At 68.2% G+C, this 14900-nt stretch carries 16 protein-coding genes and 1 pseudogene; 9 read left to right on the forward strand and 8 right to left on the reverse strand.

What is annotated here, in order from left to right; translation table 11 throughout:
• Window positions 1-27: 27 nt before the first annotated feature.
• A pseudogene (locus ACZ5SK_RS44300) lies at window positions 28-503 on the forward strand (transposase); the annotation flags it as partial.
• Window positions 504-549: 46 nt separating this feature from the next.
• Here ACZ5SK_RS44300 and eno read toward each other — a convergent pair.
• Window positions 550-1836, reverse strand: a complete 1287-nt coding sequence (eno, locus tag ACZ5SK_RS44305) for a phosphopyruvate hydratase (protein ID WP_334581504.1) — start codon at window positions 1834-1836, stop codon at window positions 550-552.
• Window positions 1837-2756: 920 nt separating this feature from the next.
• On the opposite strand from eno, the gene ACZ5SK_RS44310 reads away from it, so the two are divergent.
• The 3 genes from ACZ5SK_RS44310 to ACZ5SK_RS44320 all read left to right on the forward strand — a co-directional run bounded on the left by ACZ5SK_RS44310 (window position 2757) and on the right by ACZ5SK_RS44320 (window position 4913).
• Window positions 2757-3794 carry a phosphotransferase family protein gene (locus ACZ5SK_RS44310; RefSeq protein ID WP_069764842.1) on the forward strand — a complete coding sequence of 346 codons (1038 nt, stop codon included), beginning with the start codon at window positions 2757-2759 and terminating at the stop codon, window positions 3792-3794.
• A 259-nt stretch (window positions 3795-4053) separates the two neighbouring features.
• Window positions 4054-4356 carry a transposase gene (locus tag ACZ5SK_RS44315; protein WP_069764843.1) on the forward strand — a complete coding sequence of 101 codons (303 nt, stop codon included), beginning with the start codon at window positions 4054-4056 and terminating at the stop codon, window positions 4354-4356.
• Entirely contained in the window at window positions 4353-4913 is a 561-nt protein-coding gene (locus tag ACZ5SK_RS44320; RefSeq protein WP_107488015.1) for an IS3 family transposase, read from the forward strand. The genes ACZ5SK_RS44315 and ACZ5SK_RS44320 overlap by 4 nt, the downstream gene beginning before the upstream one ends.
• Window positions 4914-5005: 92 nt before the next feature.
• Here ACZ5SK_RS44320 and ACZ5SK_RS44325 read toward each other — a convergent pair whose 3' ends face one another.
• The 6 genes from ACZ5SK_RS44325 to ACZ5SK_RS44350 all read right to left on the reverse strand — a co-directional run bounded on the left by ACZ5SK_RS44325 (window position 5006) and on the right by ACZ5SK_RS44350 (window position 10022).
• Window positions 5006-5731 carry an IS3 family transposase gene (locus tag ACZ5SK_RS44325; RefSeq protein ID WP_079141239.1) on the reverse strand — a complete coding sequence of 242 codons (726 nt, stop codon included), beginning with the start codon at window positions 5729-5731 and terminating at the stop codon, window positions 5006-5008.
• Entirely contained in the window at window positions 5728-6033 is a 306-nt protein-coding gene (locus ACZ5SK_RS44330; RefSeq protein ID WP_079141251.1) for a transposase, read from the reverse strand. The genes ACZ5SK_RS44325 and ACZ5SK_RS44330 overlap by 4 nt, the downstream gene beginning before the upstream one ends.
• Before the next feature lie 611 nt (window positions 6034-6644).
• Complete coding sequence (locus ACZ5SK_RS44335) at window positions 6645-7604, reverse strand: PDR/VanB family oxidoreductase (protein ID WP_069764844.1); 960 nt, start codon at window positions 7602-7604, stop codon at window positions 6645-6647.
• Window positions 7601-8692, reverse strand: a complete 1092-nt coding sequence (locus ACZ5SK_RS44340; RefSeq protein WP_069764845.1) for an aromatic ring-hydroxylating dioxygenase subunit alpha — start codon at window positions 8690-8692, stop codon at window positions 7601-7603. The genes ACZ5SK_RS44335 and ACZ5SK_RS44340 overlap by 4 nt, the downstream gene beginning before the upstream one ends.
• A 38-nt stretch (window positions 8693-8730) precedes the next feature.
• Window positions 8731-9342, reverse strand: coding sequence for a nuclear transport factor 2 family protein (locus ACZ5SK_RS44345; protein ID WP_069764846.1), 612 nt, complete (start codon window positions 9340-9342; stop codon window positions 8731-8733).
• Window positions 9343-9413: 71 nt separating this feature from the next.
• Window positions 9414-10022, reverse strand: a complete 609-nt coding sequence (locus tag ACZ5SK_RS44350) for a PadR family transcriptional regulator (protein WP_069764847.1) — start codon at window positions 10020-10022, stop codon at window positions 9414-9416.
• A 666-nt stretch (window positions 10023-10688) separates the two neighbouring features.
• On the opposite strand from ACZ5SK_RS44350, the gene ACZ5SK_RS44355 reads away from it, so the two are divergent.
• The gene (locus ACZ5SK_RS44355) at window positions 10689-10883 is read left to right on the forward strand and encodes an RNA-binding domain-containing protein (protein ID WP_069764848.1); all 195 of its coding nucleotides are present in this window, start codon (window positions 10689-10691) and stop codon (window positions 10881-10883) included.
• On the opposite strand, the gene ACZ5SK_RS44360 is transcribed toward ACZ5SK_RS44355, so the two are convergent.
• The gene (locus ACZ5SK_RS44360; RefSeq protein ID WP_256122981.1) at window positions 10865-11353 is read right to left on the reverse strand and encodes an IPT/TIG domain-containing protein; all 489 of its coding nucleotides are present in this window, start codon (window positions 11351-11353) and stop codon (window positions 10865-10867) included. The two genes, ACZ5SK_RS44355 and ACZ5SK_RS44360, sit on opposite strands and share 19 nt — an antisense overlap.
• A 99-nt stretch (window positions 11354-11452) precedes the next feature.
• Between ACZ5SK_RS44360 and ACZ5SK_RS44365 the strand changes: the two genes are divergently transcribed.
• From ACZ5SK_RS44365 to ACZ5SK_RS44380, 4 genes are all read left to right on the forward strand, one after another.
• Window positions 11453-11902, forward strand: coding sequence for a helix-turn-helix domain-containing protein (locus ACZ5SK_RS44365; RefSeq protein WP_176742565.1), 450 nt, complete (start codon window positions 11453-11455; stop codon window positions 11900-11902).
• Window positions 11903-12053: 151 nt separating this feature from the next.
• Window positions 12054-12833: a helix-turn-helix transcriptional regulator gene (locus tag ACZ5SK_RS44370; protein ID WP_334581500.1), complete on the forward strand. Its 780-nt coding sequence runs from the start codon at window positions 12054-12056 to the stop codon at window positions 12831-12833.
• A gap of 114 nt (window positions 12834-12947) precedes the next feature.
• Window positions 12948-14048, forward strand: coding sequence for an aminotransferase class V-fold PLP-dependent enzyme (locus ACZ5SK_RS44375; RefSeq protein WP_069764850.1), 1101 nt, complete (start codon window positions 12948-12950; stop codon window positions 14046-14048).
• Window positions 14049-14105: 57 nt separating this feature from the next.
• Window positions 14106-14513, forward strand: a complete 408-nt coding sequence (locus ACZ5SK_RS44380; RefSeq protein ID WP_069764851.1) for a RidA family protein — start codon at window positions 14106-14108, stop codon at window positions 14511-14513.
• Window positions 14514-14900: the final 387 nt, after the last annotated feature.

A 14900-nucleotide genomic window follows, 5' to 3' on the forward strand; every position in this document is an offset into this window, starting at 1 on the left:
CGGGTAGGGCACGCCACCCGGCTGCGGCTGATGAGCCTCAACCAGCAGGTCGCCGAGCTCGACGAGAAGAACATCGAGGCACGGTTTCGCGACCACCACGCCTTCGACGTGATCACCAGCATGCCCGGCCTGGGCATCATCCTCGGCGCCGAGTTCCTGGCCGCCACCGGCGGCGACATGACGGCCTTCGGCACCGCCGACCGCCTCGCCGGCTTCGGAGGCGTCGCCCCGGTGCCCCGCGACTCCGGGAAGACCAGCGGCAACCTACGGCGCCCGCAGCGATACACTTGCCGCCTTCAACGCGTCTTCTGCACCTCGGCGTTGTTCAGCATCCGACACTGCGATGAGTCGTGTCGGTTCTACGACCGCAAACACTCCGAGGGCAAGCGCCACACCCAGGCCGCCCTCGCTTTCGCCCGCCGCCGCGTCAACGTCCTCTCTGGGCACTCCTACGCGACGGACGGAGCTACGAACTGATGCCATCCACTGCTCACACCACTTGACAGACCGCATTAGGAATCACTGGGTGATGAGCCCGGGCCGCGGGGGTCAGCGACGGAAGGAAAAGGCAGACCAGCCGGTGAACGCCGCCTCGCTGCCAAGCGCCTCCTCGATGCGAAGGACTTCGTTCCACTTCGCCATGCGTTCGGAGCGGGTGAACGACCCCACCTTCAGCTGGCCGGCGTCCCAGCCCACACTGAGGTGGGCAATGGTGACGTCCTCGCTCTCCCCGGAACGCGCCGACACGATCGTGCCGAACCCGGCCTCCTTGCCGGCACTGAGCGCCGCCAGCGCATCGGTGATGGTGCCCGCTTGGTTCGGCTTGACCAGGACGGCGTTCGCTGTCCCGTCAGCCGCCGCCGTCTCGACCCGGTAGGCGTTGGTGACGAGGAAGTCGTCGCCGATCACCTGGCAGCGGTCGCCGTAGCGCTGGGTGAACTCGCGCATGCCGTCGGGGTCGTCCTCACCGACGGGGTCCTCGACGGAGAGGATCGGGTACTGCTCGATCCATGTGCCGAGCAGGTCGATCAACTCGTCGGTACCCATGCTCCGGTCGTCCAGCGCCAACCGGTAGTGGCCGGCCGTGCCGAACTGCGAGGCCGCGATGTCCAGCGAGATGCCGACCTGAGTGGAAGGCCGGAATCCCGCAGCCTCGATGGCCAGGGTCAGCGCCTCCAGCGCTTCCTCGTTGGAGGCGAAGTCCGGCCAGAAGCCGCCCTCGTCGGCGACACCGCCGCTCTTGCCCGCCTTGCGCATCAGACTGCCCGTGGCCCGGTGGATCTCCGCTGTCCAGTCCAGGGCCTCGGAGAAGCTGGTCGCCGCCGGGCATACGACCATGAAGTCCTGTACGTCGACTCGGCGGTCCGCGTGCGCCCCGCCGCCGAAGATTTGGATCTCGGGCAGCGGGATCCGCACCGGTGCGCCGCCCGACAGGTGCAGCCACAGTGGGTTTCCCGAGGCTGCCGCCGCCGCGTGGAGCACGGCCATGGATGTCGCCACGATCGCGTTGCCGCCGAGTCGGCCGAGGTCGTCGGTCCCGTCGAGTTTCACCAACAGCCGGTCCACGGACTGCTGATCGGCCGCGTCCTGACCCTGGAGTGCCGAGGCGATCTCCCCGTTGACCGAACCGACCGCCCGACGGACGTCCAGCCCGCCGTACCCTCTGCCGCCGTCCCGCAGGTCCACCGCCTCACCGCGGCCTGTCGAGGCCCCGGCCGGCGCGATGGCCCGGCCTACCGCCCCTCCGGCGAGGTGCACCTCGGCCTCGACGGTCGGCCTGCCCCGTGAGTCCCACACCCTGCGGCCGTACAGCCGAGCTATCCGCGAGTCTGTCATGGCGGTGCAACCTTTCGGAGTATGGATGATCACCGTGCTGTCCGTGCCGCCTGGAGAGCGCGTCTGCGGTGGCTGGCCGGTGCCGTCGAGGAGCATCCGGCGATCGGCTATGTCCAGGGCGTCCCGGCCGGGGTTCGGAAGTGGGGGAGCGTCAATGAGGGACACACACTCATTGTCTATGCTAACGATAGCCTAAGGTTGGACACGTGCGACCGACTTCGTCAAGGGGCCGTGCGGCACCGGCAGGAAGCTCTCGGGAAACCCCAGAAGTAGGTGCCTTTGGAGGGAAGTGCGTGCTATCGTTTGCATTGCGCGGTTCCGGTCGACCCCGATGGACCCACGCCCCTGGAAAGACGGACAGCACAGGGCACGGCGTGGGTCCATCGGCCGGAGGGCTACCCGACAGGACTCACCCGATGCACCAGGAAGTGCCAGCTTCTTGCGGCCGGGCGGCACGGGTGCTGTTCGTGGCTCAGCTTTTGCCCTGACCGGCCAGGCCCCCGGGTCGCCGATCGCACCAACTCTGTGAGGACGACTGCCATGACACCACCGAGCCCGCACCGTGCTCCTCACCGACTACGCCTGGCCCGACGACACCGTGGAACGATCGGTCCTCGAGAGCGCGGGCCTCATCCTCGTGAGCGGCCCCGCCGAGCCGACGAGCGCCGAGGCCGTTGCGGAACTCGTGGAGGAACACCGGCCCGCAGGGATTCTTACGTGCTGGGCCCCGGTCTCCGCCACCGCGCTGTCGGCCTCTCCGAACCTCAGGATCGTGGCCAGACTCGGCGTGGACCCGGACGACATCGCCCTGGTACCGAGCCCCGCAGCACGACGTCTCCGAGCTGTGCCGCCGGCTGCCGGTCCGGCCGGGGCGCGAGCCGACCTCCGGCCCACCGGGCGACAGAAAGGACAGGCCCGTCATGAGTGCCGCGCCCGAACCCGCGCTGACCGATTTCCTGCTGGCCCAAGAGCTGGCAGCGCCCGACGAGACCGCGCTGTGGACGCCCCTGGCCGGCGGTGTCTCCTCCGATCTGTGGCGCGTGGACCTGCCCGGCCGTTCCTTGTGCGTCAAACGTGCCCTGGCGAAACTCAAGGTCGCGGCGGACTGGCAGGCCCCCGTGTCACGCAACGCCACCGAGTGGGCTTGGATGCGGTTCGCGGTACGGCACCGGCCCGACAGCGTGCCGCGCCTTCTGGCGCACGATCCCGAGGCCGGACTCTTCGCCATGGATTATCTGCCACCGCGGGACTACTCCGTGTGGAAGGCCCAGTTGCTGGCGGGCGACGTACGCCGGGAGACGGCGATGGCCGTCGGAGAGGTACTCGGCACACTGCATGCCGCGAGCGCCGGCGACGACACGCTGGCCGAACTGTTCGCGACCGACACGAACTTCCACGCCCTGCGCATCGAGCCGTACTTGCTCGCCACGGCCGCGGCACACCCTGGTCTCAGCGAGGTGTTCCAGAGCCTTGCCGACCGCACGGCTGCCACGCATCTGGCCCTGGTCCATGGCGATGTCAGCCCCAAGAACATCCTTGTAGGCCCCTCTGGCCCGGTGCTGCTCGACGCCGAGTGCGCCTGGTACGGCGATCCCGCATTCGATCTGGCGTTCTGTGTCAGCCATCTGCTCCTGAAGAGCCTGCTGTTGTCCGAACGCCGTGACGCTCTCCTGCAGTCGGGCGGCGACCTGTGCGCGCAGTACCTCCGGCATGTCGGCTGGGAGCCGCAGGCCGCCCTCCAGGAGCGGGTCGCGGCACTGCTGCCCGCGCTGCTCCTGGCGCGCGTGGACGGCAAGTCCCCGGTGGAGTACCTGACGGAGGAGAGTCAGAAGGCGTTCGTTCGCAAGGTGGCGGCCGCCCTGTTGCGTGCCCCCGGTCGCACGGTGGAAGAGGTGCTGGAGCACTGGCGGTGGGCCTTGGAACAGCACGTCGCCCAGGGACCCGCACAACGGGCGTAGACGAGCTGACGAGCTCCGCCACTTGCGGCAGCTCAGGAGTCGCTCGGCCCGGAAAGCGGCCCGGCCGTCGTCGGGAGCGCGTCGGGGGCCCCAGTTCGTCCGTGAACCGGGCTCCCCGGAGGTCTCAAGGAGCCCCGCCGGTGCCACATATTCAATCCCGGTGTTCAGCCTGGCCCTCCGCCAGAACTGAGCTGACCCCGGATTCGTGGAGTCCCTGAAGCCAGGCTTATGGTCCTGGCCCGAAGGAAAACCACGAGCAGTGCCAGCACCACGCAAATACCCGGACGAGCTCTGCGAGCGGGCCGTCCGCGAAGTCCGCACCACCGGCCGCCCGATCGCGCATGTCGCCAAGGACCTGGGCATCCACTGCGCGGCTGGGGTCCGCCGGGCCGAGGCAGACGCCGGGGAACGCGACGACCGGCTGACCACCGCGGAACACGAGGAGTTGAAGCAACTTCGCCAAGAAGTAGCGGAGTTGAGGCGGGCGAACGAGATCCTCAAAGCGGCGAGTGCGCTTTTTGCCCAGGAGCTCGACCGTCCCCGGACGAGGCCGACCAAGTGATCGACAGCCTGAAGGAAGACGACTTCGGGGTCGGGCCCGTATGCCGGGTGCTCGGCTGGTCCGAGTCCGCCTACTACGCCCGCAAGAAGCGGCCGAAGTCCGCGCGCCGGCTCCGTGACGAGCAGCTCATGCCACTGATCCAGCAGGTTCACGCGGAGTCGGGCGGCACCTATGGGGCCCGGCGGATCACCCGCGCGCTGCGGCGCAAGGGCGTCGTCGTGGCCCGCTGCACCGTCGAGCGGCTGATGGACGAGCTGGGCCTGGAGGACGTGATCCGCGGGCAGCGGCGGCGGACCACCGTGGCGGAGCCGTCGGCGCCCCGCCCGCCGGACCTGGTCGACCGCGACTTCACCGCTTCGCGGCCGGATCAGCTGTGGGTGGCGGATATGAACGTATGTGCGTACCTGGTCTGGGTCGGCGTACGTGGCGTTCGTCCTGGACGTGTACTCGCGGATGATCGTCGGCTGGCAGGTCGCGAACCACAAGCGGACCGAACTGCCGTTGGACGCCCTGCGGCCATGACACGCCGACCGCCAACGACGCCTCCACCGTCGTGACCCCCGTGGCGATCAGCCGCCAGAACTGGCGCTGCACGACTCGAGACGGATCAGGCCGCCCCGGCGAACGCATCGCCGGCCGCAACGCATGATCAGCGCGCCACTGCCGACGCCGACCCTCCGGAACATCGCTGGTCTTCAAACTCCAGTCCGCCGTGGCCACGTCGCACACCTCCGAGATCAAAGTGTTGCGACGACCAGTTGAATTCACCCTGCGAGCCGTGATCGGTGTGCATCACCGCTCCGGCAAGGCTGCCGCGGGTCCGCTCCGCGGCACCGAGGGCGTCGACGACGAGCTCGGTGCGCATGTGGTCGGCGATCGCCCAGCCCGCCAGGCGGCGCGAACACAGATCGATGACAGTCGCGAGATAGCAGAATCTCCCGCTGCCGACGTTCAAGTACGTGATGTCGCCGACGTACTTCGTGTTCACCGCGGTCGCGGTGAAGTCGCGGCCGATCAGGTCCGGCGCCTTCGGCGCGGCCGCGTCCGCGATGGTGGTGCGGTGCCGGCGCCGCAGGCGTACTCCTTCGATTCCGATGGTCCGCATGATCCTCGCGACACGCTTGTGGTTGACTACCTGCCCGCCCTCGTCACGTAGCTCGGCGGTGACCCTCGGGGAACCGTAGGTACCGTCAGATTCCTTGTGGACCTTGCGTATCCGGGCCGCCAGGCGGTCGTCGGCGGCCTGACGGGCCGCACGGGCCGGGGCGGTGCGGCGCCAGTAGTAGAAGCTCGAGCGGGCGATGCCCAGGATGTCGCAGAGCCGCTTGACGCCGAACCGGCGCTGGTGATCTTCAACGAACTGGCAGCGGTTCACCAGCGCGTCTCCCCTGCGAAATACCGGGCCGCCTTACGGAGAATGTCCCGCTCCTCCTCCAGCTCGCGGATCCTCTTGCGTGCGGCGGCCAGCTCCGCCTGAACCGCGTCACCGCCAGCCTGCGGCGCCGCCGCAGGCGCGGAGTGCGCACCAAGCCGGCGTCCGTCGGCGGCCCGAATCCAGTTCCGCAGCGTCTCGGTGTTCACGCCCAGATCAGCAGCAACCGACTTGATCGTCGCTCCCGGACGGGACCGGTACAACGCGACCGCGTCCACTTTGAACTCGGCGGGGTAGTGCTTCATCCCCACAGGGACTCCGTTCTCCTGGACCATCAAGATCCAAGTCTCTCCGGTGTCCAAGATCCGGGGTCAGGGCCCCGGCTCCACTCCGCCCTCGACTACGTACCGCCCGCCGAGTACGAACGCGACTGGTGGCGACAACAGGAAGCCACCCCGCAGTCCGCCTGAAACAAGATCACCGGACCCTACGAGACTCGGGGCAGCTCAGCGAGGGCGTGGCCGTGGACTGGTACTACCTGTAAACCCAGCTTTGCCCGCAGGAATCGGTGGACTGGCGCGTCGGGCGTCGAGCCACCGGCGCCAGGCCCACGGCCTGGCGCCGTCCTGGCGCCCGGCGTGAAAACCATCCTCACCGAGGACCACCAGGACGTCGCGAAGGTCATGGAACAGATGGTGGCCGCTGCTGTGGGCCAGGCCCTGGATACGCGTCCCACACCCGGTGCACCTCTGGTGCGCACACCACGGTCGTCGGCGCGCATGGGGCGCGCGGCAGTCGTCGTAGTGCGACAGATCTTCGTGCCAGCGGCGACCAGCGTCTGCTCGACGACGTCCAGAGCGTGTGCGGTCGACGGGGCAGCTCCGGTCCTCGGCCCCACACCGCAACGCGGAGCTGCTCAGCAGTCAATGGTGACCTCGGGCCCGGCGATGCGGGACACGCAGGCGCAGAGCTCGCGGCCCTCGGCCCGTTGTCGCGAGGACAGGAACACGTCACGGTGGTCGACGGGCCCGTCGGCCTTCAGGATCCGGACGCGGCACAGTCCGCATTCGCCGCGCAGGCAGTCGTACATGATTTCGACACCCGCCTCCTGCAGCGCGTCCAGCATGCTGGTGCCGACCGGGACTTCGACCGTCACGCCGTGGCGTGGCACGGTGACCCGGTACGAACAGGCTGGGTGGTTGCCGCTCGTTCCGAACGTCTCGAACCGGAGGTCTGCAGAGGGCCGCGCGTCCTGCTGCCAGGCCTGGCGGACGTCCCTCAGCAGACCCATCGGCCCGCAGACGTAGAGCACACCGCCCTGTGGAACGTCAGCCACCACGTCGGCGGGGGTCAGGCGTCCTCCGTGTGCGGATTCGGCCAGGGTCACGAGGCCGGGGTGAGCGGACTCCAGCTCCGCCGTGAACGCCATGCGGTCACGGGAGGGGCCCGCGTAGCGGATCCGGTAGTCGCAGCCCCGGGCACGCAGGGCTCTGGCGAGTCCGAGGACGGGGGTGATGCCGATCCCCGCAGCGAGCAGCATGCTGGGGGCCGGTCCCGGGGTGAGCGGGAACTCGTCGATGGGGTCGGTGACTTCGAGTTCGTCGCCCGGTTTCAGCGAGTGCATCCACACGGATCCGCCCCGGCCGTCCCGCTGTCGGCGCACGGCGATCCGCAGCAAGCCGTCGTCGTGCCCCAGATCCACGAGGGAGTACGACCGGGTGTCGCTGCCACCCGTGAGGCGCACGGTGACGTCCAGATGGCTGCCGGGAGGTGGTGCGGGTGCTGGGTCCGGCAGGCGCAGGGTGATCATGGCGACGTCCGGCGCCACTTCGTCGCAGGCGTCGACGGTCGACAGCCGCTTCGTGCTGCCGCTCATGCCGACCGCCGTGTCATCGCGGCTGCGGACGCGAGCGCGGAGGGATGGGTGCGTTCGCGGCCCTGCTCGGCGGCGACCTGGGCGTCGATGATGCGCCGCGTCCACATGCCGCCGATGTCGATGTTGAGGTTGTAGAACTCGTGGTCGGGGTTGGCCTCGATGGCCCGCTGCTGGGCGTTCAGCATGTCGGAGTCCTGGCCGAAGACGCGGGAGACGTTCTGCCTCAGGAGATTGGTGAGCCCTTGGTCGCCGAGGTGGTAGTTGCGGGTGAACGCCCAGAAGTAGTGGCAGGCGCCGGGGCCGGCCGGTGTGACGGTGTTGAGCACATGTCCGTTGACGCCCGCGCTTCGGTCCCCGTCCGGCGCTCCCGTGCCCACGGGTGCCACGCCCACGTCGATGGTGACCGTGGAGGGTGCGGTGAAGCGGATGATCTGCCAGCGGTCGACGGGGCCGCGGTACTCCGGCGCCTTCCGTTTCAGCTGCATGGCCAGGAACGGGGGCGCCTCGATGCCGTGCATCCATCGAGTGAGGGTGACCGAGTTCTCGTCGTGTGCCACGTCCGGTTCGGCATCGGACAGTTCATCGTTGGCGAGGCTGTCGGCGTGCAGGAACTGCTCGTGCGTCAGGTCCATGAGGTTGTCCAGCACGAGACGGTAGTCGCAGTCGAGTTCGATGCGTTCGCCGTCGCCGGCCCACTCGGCGTCGTCGTTCCAGTGCAGGTCGGGGACGAGCGCCGGGTCGGCCTGGCTGGGGTCGCCGGGCCAGATCCAGATGTGGCGGTGCCGTTCGACGACAGGGTAGGCGGTCACGGCCGCCGAGGGGTTGAGGGTTTCCTGGGCCGGCATCCGGGTGCAGCGTCCGGTGGGGCCGTAGGTCAGGCCATGGTAGCCGCACACCACGTCGTCGCCGTCGAGACGGCCCATGGACAGCGGGACGAGCCGGTGCCAGCAGGCGTCGGCCAGGGCGACGGGCGTTCCCTCTCCCGTGCGGTAAAGGACGACGGGGCGTTCGCAGATGGTGCGCGGGAGCAGTGTCCGGCCGACTTCGGTGTCCCAGGCCGCCGCGTACCAGGCGTTCAGGGGATACATGCGCGACTTCCCTTCCTGAGGTGGCGGACCAGCCGGGGTCACTGAGGCACTCCGGGCCGTTCGGAGCCGGCGAGCCAGGCGGCGCCCTCCGCGTAGAGGCGGTCGACGGCCTCGCCGACCAGGCCCGGCAGGCCGGGCTTCACCGTGAATCCGGCCTTCGTCTGCACGTACCCGAGGTGCCGGTAGCCGAGGGGAAACCGGGCGAGCAGTTCGGCGTCGAGTTTGAGGGAGACGGCGGGGTCGACGACGTCGAGGCGGTCCTTCTCATACATGGGCTGCCTGCGGACGACGGTCCATTCGTCGTCGTCGCGGGACAGGAAGTCGTAGAACCGGCCGGTGCACACCACATCCACCACCACGCCGTCGACTTGGGCGCGCTGACTGATCGTCATCTTTGTCTGCGCGATGGCACGCTCCCCCGCCACATCCGAGGTGTGGCCACCCAGGAAGTGCAGGATGCTGACGCCGTTGTCGAAACCCTCCCTACTCGCGGCTATGAAGTCCGCGGCCGGGCCCTGGAACCATGTGGCGCTCATCCAGCCGTCCGGATGCCAGACGGTGGCAAACCGTTCCCAGTCGCCAGAGTCCCGCCACAGTGCCCAGTTCTCCACCAGCTGCCTGATTTCTGCCTGATCCGCATTCGTCTTCATCGAGATCTCCGTCTCTGGCCGCCGGCAGCGAGCGCCGTGCGCCTTGACCGACCGGGCGAGCAAGCGCCCGGCTACTCGGCGGCTTCTTCTTCGGACCGCTCCTTGTGGAGCCGGTCCAGCAGCCGCAGTCCTTCGTACGCCCACTCCACCTCCGCGCGGGCACGGGCGATGAGACCGCTGTACGCGAACGCCTTGAACTCCACGACCGCTTCCTGTTCCTCGGGCGGCGTTCGCTCAAGACGGGCCAGGAGCAGGGGAACGCTGCGCGCGAGGATGTCGTCGCGCTGCTTTTCATACGACGCCAAGGCGTCCTGGTGGAACCGCGCGTGCGCCTCCAGTTGGGCACGCGCGGCCCGAGGGCTCGCCCATTCGAAGTACGCCGCCTTGAGCCGCTGTGGATCCCGCTCCCGCCGAGGTTCCTCGACCTTCTCCACCCAGGCCCGCAGCTGCTCATGGCCGGTCTCGGTGAGGCTGTAGCGGCGCTTCTTCGCGTTCTCGCCGCGCGGCACCTCCTCGCTCTCCACGAGACCCGCGGCCTCCAGCTTGCGCAGCTCGGGGTAGATCTGGGTGTGCGGCGCGTGCCAGAGGTAGTCGACGGACGCGTCGAACTGCCGCATAGCGTCAAAGCCCGTCATCGGCCGGGCAGCCAGCAGGGCCAGTAGCGCCAAGCGCAGCGACATGGAGGAACCTCCGTAACGAGCCGGCGTCGCCACCAGCGAGCCGGAACAGGTATTAATGTATCTCCATACATGCCTGAGTCAATGGTTCGCCCCCGGAGCAACGTGAGTTGTTCACCAGACTTCTCGAAGCTCGAGAGCGTTCCCCGCTGGGGCGCATCCCGCAACGCTCGCTGATCCGTGTCGTGCTGTACCTGTGGCTGATCGACGACACGATCGTGCTCACCCCGCAGGCGCGCCGAGCCTGGCGTACCCAGGCGCGCGCTGCTGGCCAGACGACCGCCGTCCGGCGCAGCGAGAACGTCCGCGCCATCGTTGAGCAACTCGCCCACCCTCAGCCACCTTCAAGCAACGGCGCGCCGCCCAGCTCGCCCTCGAGGAAGGCGAGCCCGCCCGTACGGGGAGGGTCGACGGGCGCTTCGGTGGTTACTGATGCCGGGTGCCGCCGAAGCCCGGACTCCGGCCCGGGAGAGCGGCTGGCGGCCGGCCAACGCGTAACCCGTGGCGGGCATGGCGGGGGCTCACGCATAGGCGGTACACGCGTACGTGCACGTGAGGGTGCGCCCCGGCACGGGTCGGCACGGCGCGTGCGTCACAGTCCCTGCTCTTTGCTCTCGCCGTCTGGAAGGGCTCTTCGGGGCCCCGCTGGACGCTGTCTCACACGCCCAGGTGGCCGCCCTGAAGACGAACGCTGTCTCGGAGTCCCACGACTTGGACTTAAAGGGCGAGCTCTATGGCGGCAACGACAGGGCCAAGCGGGACCTGGCCGGTGACGCGGCAGCCCTGGCCAACACTGCCGGCGGAGTCCTGCTACTCGGAGTTGCCGAGGACGACCGGCAGCTGCGCTACCCGGCGTCGCGCTGAGCGACAGCGAGGTTCTTCGGTACCGCAGTGTCGTGGCGGATCCTGACGGTGAGCTGAGTGTCGGAGACCTGTTGGATGACGGCCCGGACGGGCTCGAGGTACGCATCGAGTGCTCCGGCAAGGTTGCGGCCGGTAATGACGATTGCCTGGTCGCTGCCGGCGACGGGGCCTGCTGCGGGGCTGATACCCGTCAGGGCAGGGGCCGGCTGGTAGTAGAAGTGTCCGAGGGTGCCGGTGCCGCCTGCGGTGGTGACCGTCACGGGGACGACACCGGATCCCGCGGGGGCGGTGACGGTCAGCGAGGTCGCGGTGTTGGCGGTGATGACGGCCCGGGCGGTGCCGAAGCGCACGGCGGTGGCGTTGGCCAGGTGGTGGCCGGAGAGCTTCACGGTGGTGCCGCCCCCTGTGGATCCCTGGTCGGGGATCACGGTGGTCGCCAGGACACCGACGGTGGAGGATGACAGCTCCACCGCCATCTACACCCACGTCAGCGATGACTTCATGAACACCATGCTCCACAAGGCGCTCGCGCCCGCGCTCGCCCCGACCTCCGCAGACAAGGACCGCTGATGGCCGCGAAGCTCGGCTACCACTGGCACCTGCGCAAGGTCATGGCCGACCGCGGGCTGTTCTCCACCACCGACCTCATTCCGCTGCTGGACGAACGCGGCATCACCCTCTCCTCCAGCCACGTCTACCGGCTCGTCGTCGAGCGCCCCGAACGGCTCAGCCTGAAGATCCTCATGGCCCTGCTCGACATCCTCGACTGCACCATGGGCAACCTCATCGAGCCCGTGGCCGCAGCAGGAGCCGGATCAACCACCAGGACCAAGAAGGCCGTTGGCGCCGAGACCGGCGTCGGCGCCCTGCGGCCCAAGCGGGCCCGCATCCGCGGTATCGAGCGGCCGTGGCCGCACAGGAGCCCTCCGACCGAGCCGTCGGGGACCCGATCGCGCGCTGGAGGTGACTGTGCTCGCGCCACGCGGGCTCGTAGGCGGCCGAGACAGCCGGGATCGTGATCAGTTCGGTGAGGCTGGGGGCACCCTCGATGTCGTCGTGCCGTCGGAGAATGGTCACCGTAGCCACACTGCAACCGGGATTGCAAAACTCAACCAGCCGTGTAAGCCTAGGCTTGCCGGATTCGATCGGAGCCGACGAGGGGGAGCCCGCATGACAGCAGACCGGGCCGAAAAGACGACCGCGGACGAGGGTCTCATGCAATACCGGACGACTCCTGACAGCGACTGGACCATCGCGGCCGTCGCCGAGATCGTCGAGCCGCTCGGCATGACACTCCCGCCGCCCAGTGAAATCATCCTGCATGATCTGAGCAAGCTGCCGAATTCGATCGTCGCCATTTACGGAGAAGTGACAGGCAGGCAGGTCGGGGATCCTGCCACCAATTACCTCCTGGAGCGCGCTTCGGCCGGACTCCTGGAGAATGACGTCGGCTACGAGACCACGCTGGACGACGGACGTGTGCTCCGCTCTTCAACGGTGATCATCCGGAATCGGGTCGGCAATCCCGTTGCCGCTCTGTGTATAAACATCGACATTTCCGCGTGGCTGCAGGTCGAGAAGCTGGCTGCAGCGATGACCTTCAAGCGAGGGGGACCTGATCACGCCGCCGTGTCCCAGCCTCCCGCCAGCACCGCCTCCGCGACCGCGAGCACGGAGGAGAAGAGGGGTTCGAGGACCCGGGAGCGGTTCCCGAAGAGCGTCGACGAGCTGACCGACACCATGATTCAGGACGCGATTCAGTCGTCGGGGCTCGACGTACTGGCCATGAAGAAGCGCCACAAGGTTCAGATCGTGAAGCTCCTTCAGGATAAGGGGCTTTTCTTGATCAAGGACGCCGTGGAAAGGGTTTCCGGCGCCCTCGGTGTGTCCCGGTTCACCATCTACAATTACTTGAACGAGATCGCCGAGTCTCCGGGTGAATACAGCTGATTCCCTCGGGAACACGTAAAAACCCTGAACGGCGGTCCGGGTAGACCGCCATCAATGATGAACGGCAACACGATGACACTTTCTGACGCCCATTTCCGTGAATACGCTGCGCCCTTGTACCCGGGAGCGGCGACGGTCAGGTATCTCGACACGGCAGCGGTCGGGCTGATCTCCACCTGGGTCGAGGACGCGATGGCCGATGTCCTGCGCCGCCACCGCGACACCGGCATCGACGCGACTGTCCCCTTGCGTGAGGAGGCGGAGTCCGTCAGAGAGCGGGTGGCCCGGCTAATCCACGGGGACGCCCGCCGCGTCACCTTCACTCAGAACACGAGCACCGGACTGGCGCTCGTCGCCAACGGAGTGGACTGGCGGCCGGGAGACAACCTGGTGGTGCCAGAAAGGGAGTTTCCCTCAAACTTCTACCCCTGGCTGCAACTGCGTCAGCAGGGTGTCGAAGTGCGGGCCGTCCCGATGGGCGCCCACGGGCACGCCGAGACGGCCGACATCGCGGAGCGCGTCGACGTACGGACGCGCCTCGTCGCTCTCAGCGCCGTCCAGTATTCAAGCGGCCATCGCTACGACCTCGCGGAGATCGGCGCGGTGTGCCGAAACCACGGCGCACTCTTGGTGGTTGACGGCACCCAGGCAGCGGGGGCCATGGCACTGAACGTGAACGAGTCAGGCATCGACGTCCTCTCGGTCAGTGCGCACAAGTGGATGCTCGGCCCGTTCGGCATCGGCTTCGTTCACTTCTCGGACCGTGCGTTCGAGCAGCTCACGCCGTCCACGGCAGGTTGGCTGAGCACCGAGAAGCCGTTCGACTTCGACCACGAACCGACCTTTGCCTCGGACGGCCGCAAGTTCGAGAGCGGAACCGAGAACTCTGTCGGCATCGCCGGCCTCGGGGCCACCATCGACCACATGCTCGACCTCGGGCCCGAGCGGATCGAGCAGTACATCCTGGACCTTGTGGGCCAGCTCGTGACGACCCTCGAAGAGAGGGGTTTCACCATGGTGAGCCCCCGGGACGCACGGCACCAGTCCGGCATCGTCATCGCCCGTTCGCCCGTCGAACCGGGAGAGGTCCTCCACGAGCGTCTGCTGAAGGAAGGAATCCGCTGCTCCCTGCGGGGCGGTGGCGTGCGGCTCTCCCCGCACTACTTCATCACAGGCGACGACATCAGCCACGCCATCTCCGTCATGGCCCGCTGAACCAGCCATCCATCCACCCACGCCAAAAGCGATCAACCACCGACAAGGAGATGACGCATGTCCGCCATCGCAGCTATCGCCACGTCGAACGCCCCCTCGGCCATCGGCCCCTACTCGCAAGCCGTGCGCACAGGCGACCTGCTGTTCGTGTCGGGCCAGCTGCCGCTGCCCCCCGAGGCCGGAGCCGTCGGTGAGAGCATCGAGGAACAGACGCGCCAGTCCCTCGACAACGTCACGGCCATCATCCGCGAGGCCGGCGGCCAGCTCTCCGACGTCGTCCGGGTCGGCATCTTCGTCACCGACATCAAGGAGTTCGGCGTGGTGAACAAGATCTACGCCGAGTACTTCAGCGCCGAGCCGCGACCGGCGCGAGCGGTTGTCGAGGTGTCCGCCCTTCCCCGCCCGGAGGCCCGCATCGAGATCGAGGCCACCGTCGCCGTCGGGGCGACCAGCAGCAACGTCTGAACGGCGTGAACCCCCTACGCTGGTGCAGCGGGCGAGCGTGAGCGTGCGCCGTTTCCCAGCCGTCCTTCCGGTCAGCTGAACCGGGGTTGGACTGCAGGTCCCATCCGCTGAACACGCCGATGCGGCGCCAAGCCCGCACCGCAAGCCCGGGGGAGGCCCGAGCCTGCCGCTCGCCTTCTGCTCTGGGGCTGGTCTGCCGTACATGGTGTCACCACCGTCGGACTGCCGAACCGTGCCTCTGCCCGGTCGGGCTGCCGGTACCCCCGGCCCGCGCCAGACAAGTAACCGGCCACCTAAGGGTTGTCCCGTAATTGGTCTTTGCCGGGCAGGATGGCCTGCGTTTCTCTGCTATCCGGCGAGGGTGAGGTTGTGCAGGCGGGCGATGCC

This window comes from Streptomyces sp. NPDC031474 (assembly GCF_055581185.1).

Bases quoted from the DNA above. Each gene is read 5' to 3' on its own strand.
- eno (WP_334581504.1), bottom strand. From the start codon at position 1,836: ATGACAGACTCGCGGATAGCTCGGCTGTACGGCCGCAGGGTGTGGGAC.
- ACZ5SK_RS44310 (WP_069764842.1), top strand. From the start codon at position 2,757: ATGAGTGCCGCGCCCGAACCCGCGCTGACCGATTTCCTGCTGGCCCAA.
- ACZ5SK_RS44330 (WP_079141251.1), bottom strand. From the start codon at position 6,033: ATGAAGCACTACCCCGCCGAGTTCAAAGTGGACGCGGTCGCGTTGTAC.
- ACZ5SK_RS44335 (WP_069764844.1), bottom strand. From the start codon at position 7,604: ATGAGCGGCAGCACGAAGCGGCTGTCGACCGTCGACGCCTGCGACGAA.
- ACZ5SK_RS44340 (WP_069764845.1), bottom strand. From the start codon at position 8,692: ATGTATCCCCTGAACGCCTGGTACGCGGCGGCCTGGGACACCGAAGTC.
- ACZ5SK_RS44345 (WP_069764846.1), bottom strand. From the start codon at position 9,342: ATGAAGACGAATGCGGATCAGGCAGAAATCAGGCAGCTGGTGGAGAAC.
- ACZ5SK_RS44350 (WP_069764847.1), bottom strand. From the start codon at position 10,022: ATGTCGCTGCGCTTGGCGCTACTGGCCCTGCTGGCTGCCCGGCCGATG.
- ACZ5SK_RS44365 (WP_176742565.1), top strand. From the start codon at position 11,453: ATGGCCGCGAAGCTCGGCTACCACTGGCACCTGCGCAAGGTCATGGCC.
- ACZ5SK_RS44370 (WP_334581500.1), top strand. From the start codon at position 12,054: ATGACAGCAGACCGGGCCGAAAAGACGACCGCGGACGAGGGTCTCATG.
- ACZ5SK_RS44380 (WP_069764851.1), top strand. From the start codon at position 14,106: ATGTCCGCCATCGCAGCTATCGCCACGTCGAACGCCCCCTCGGCCATC.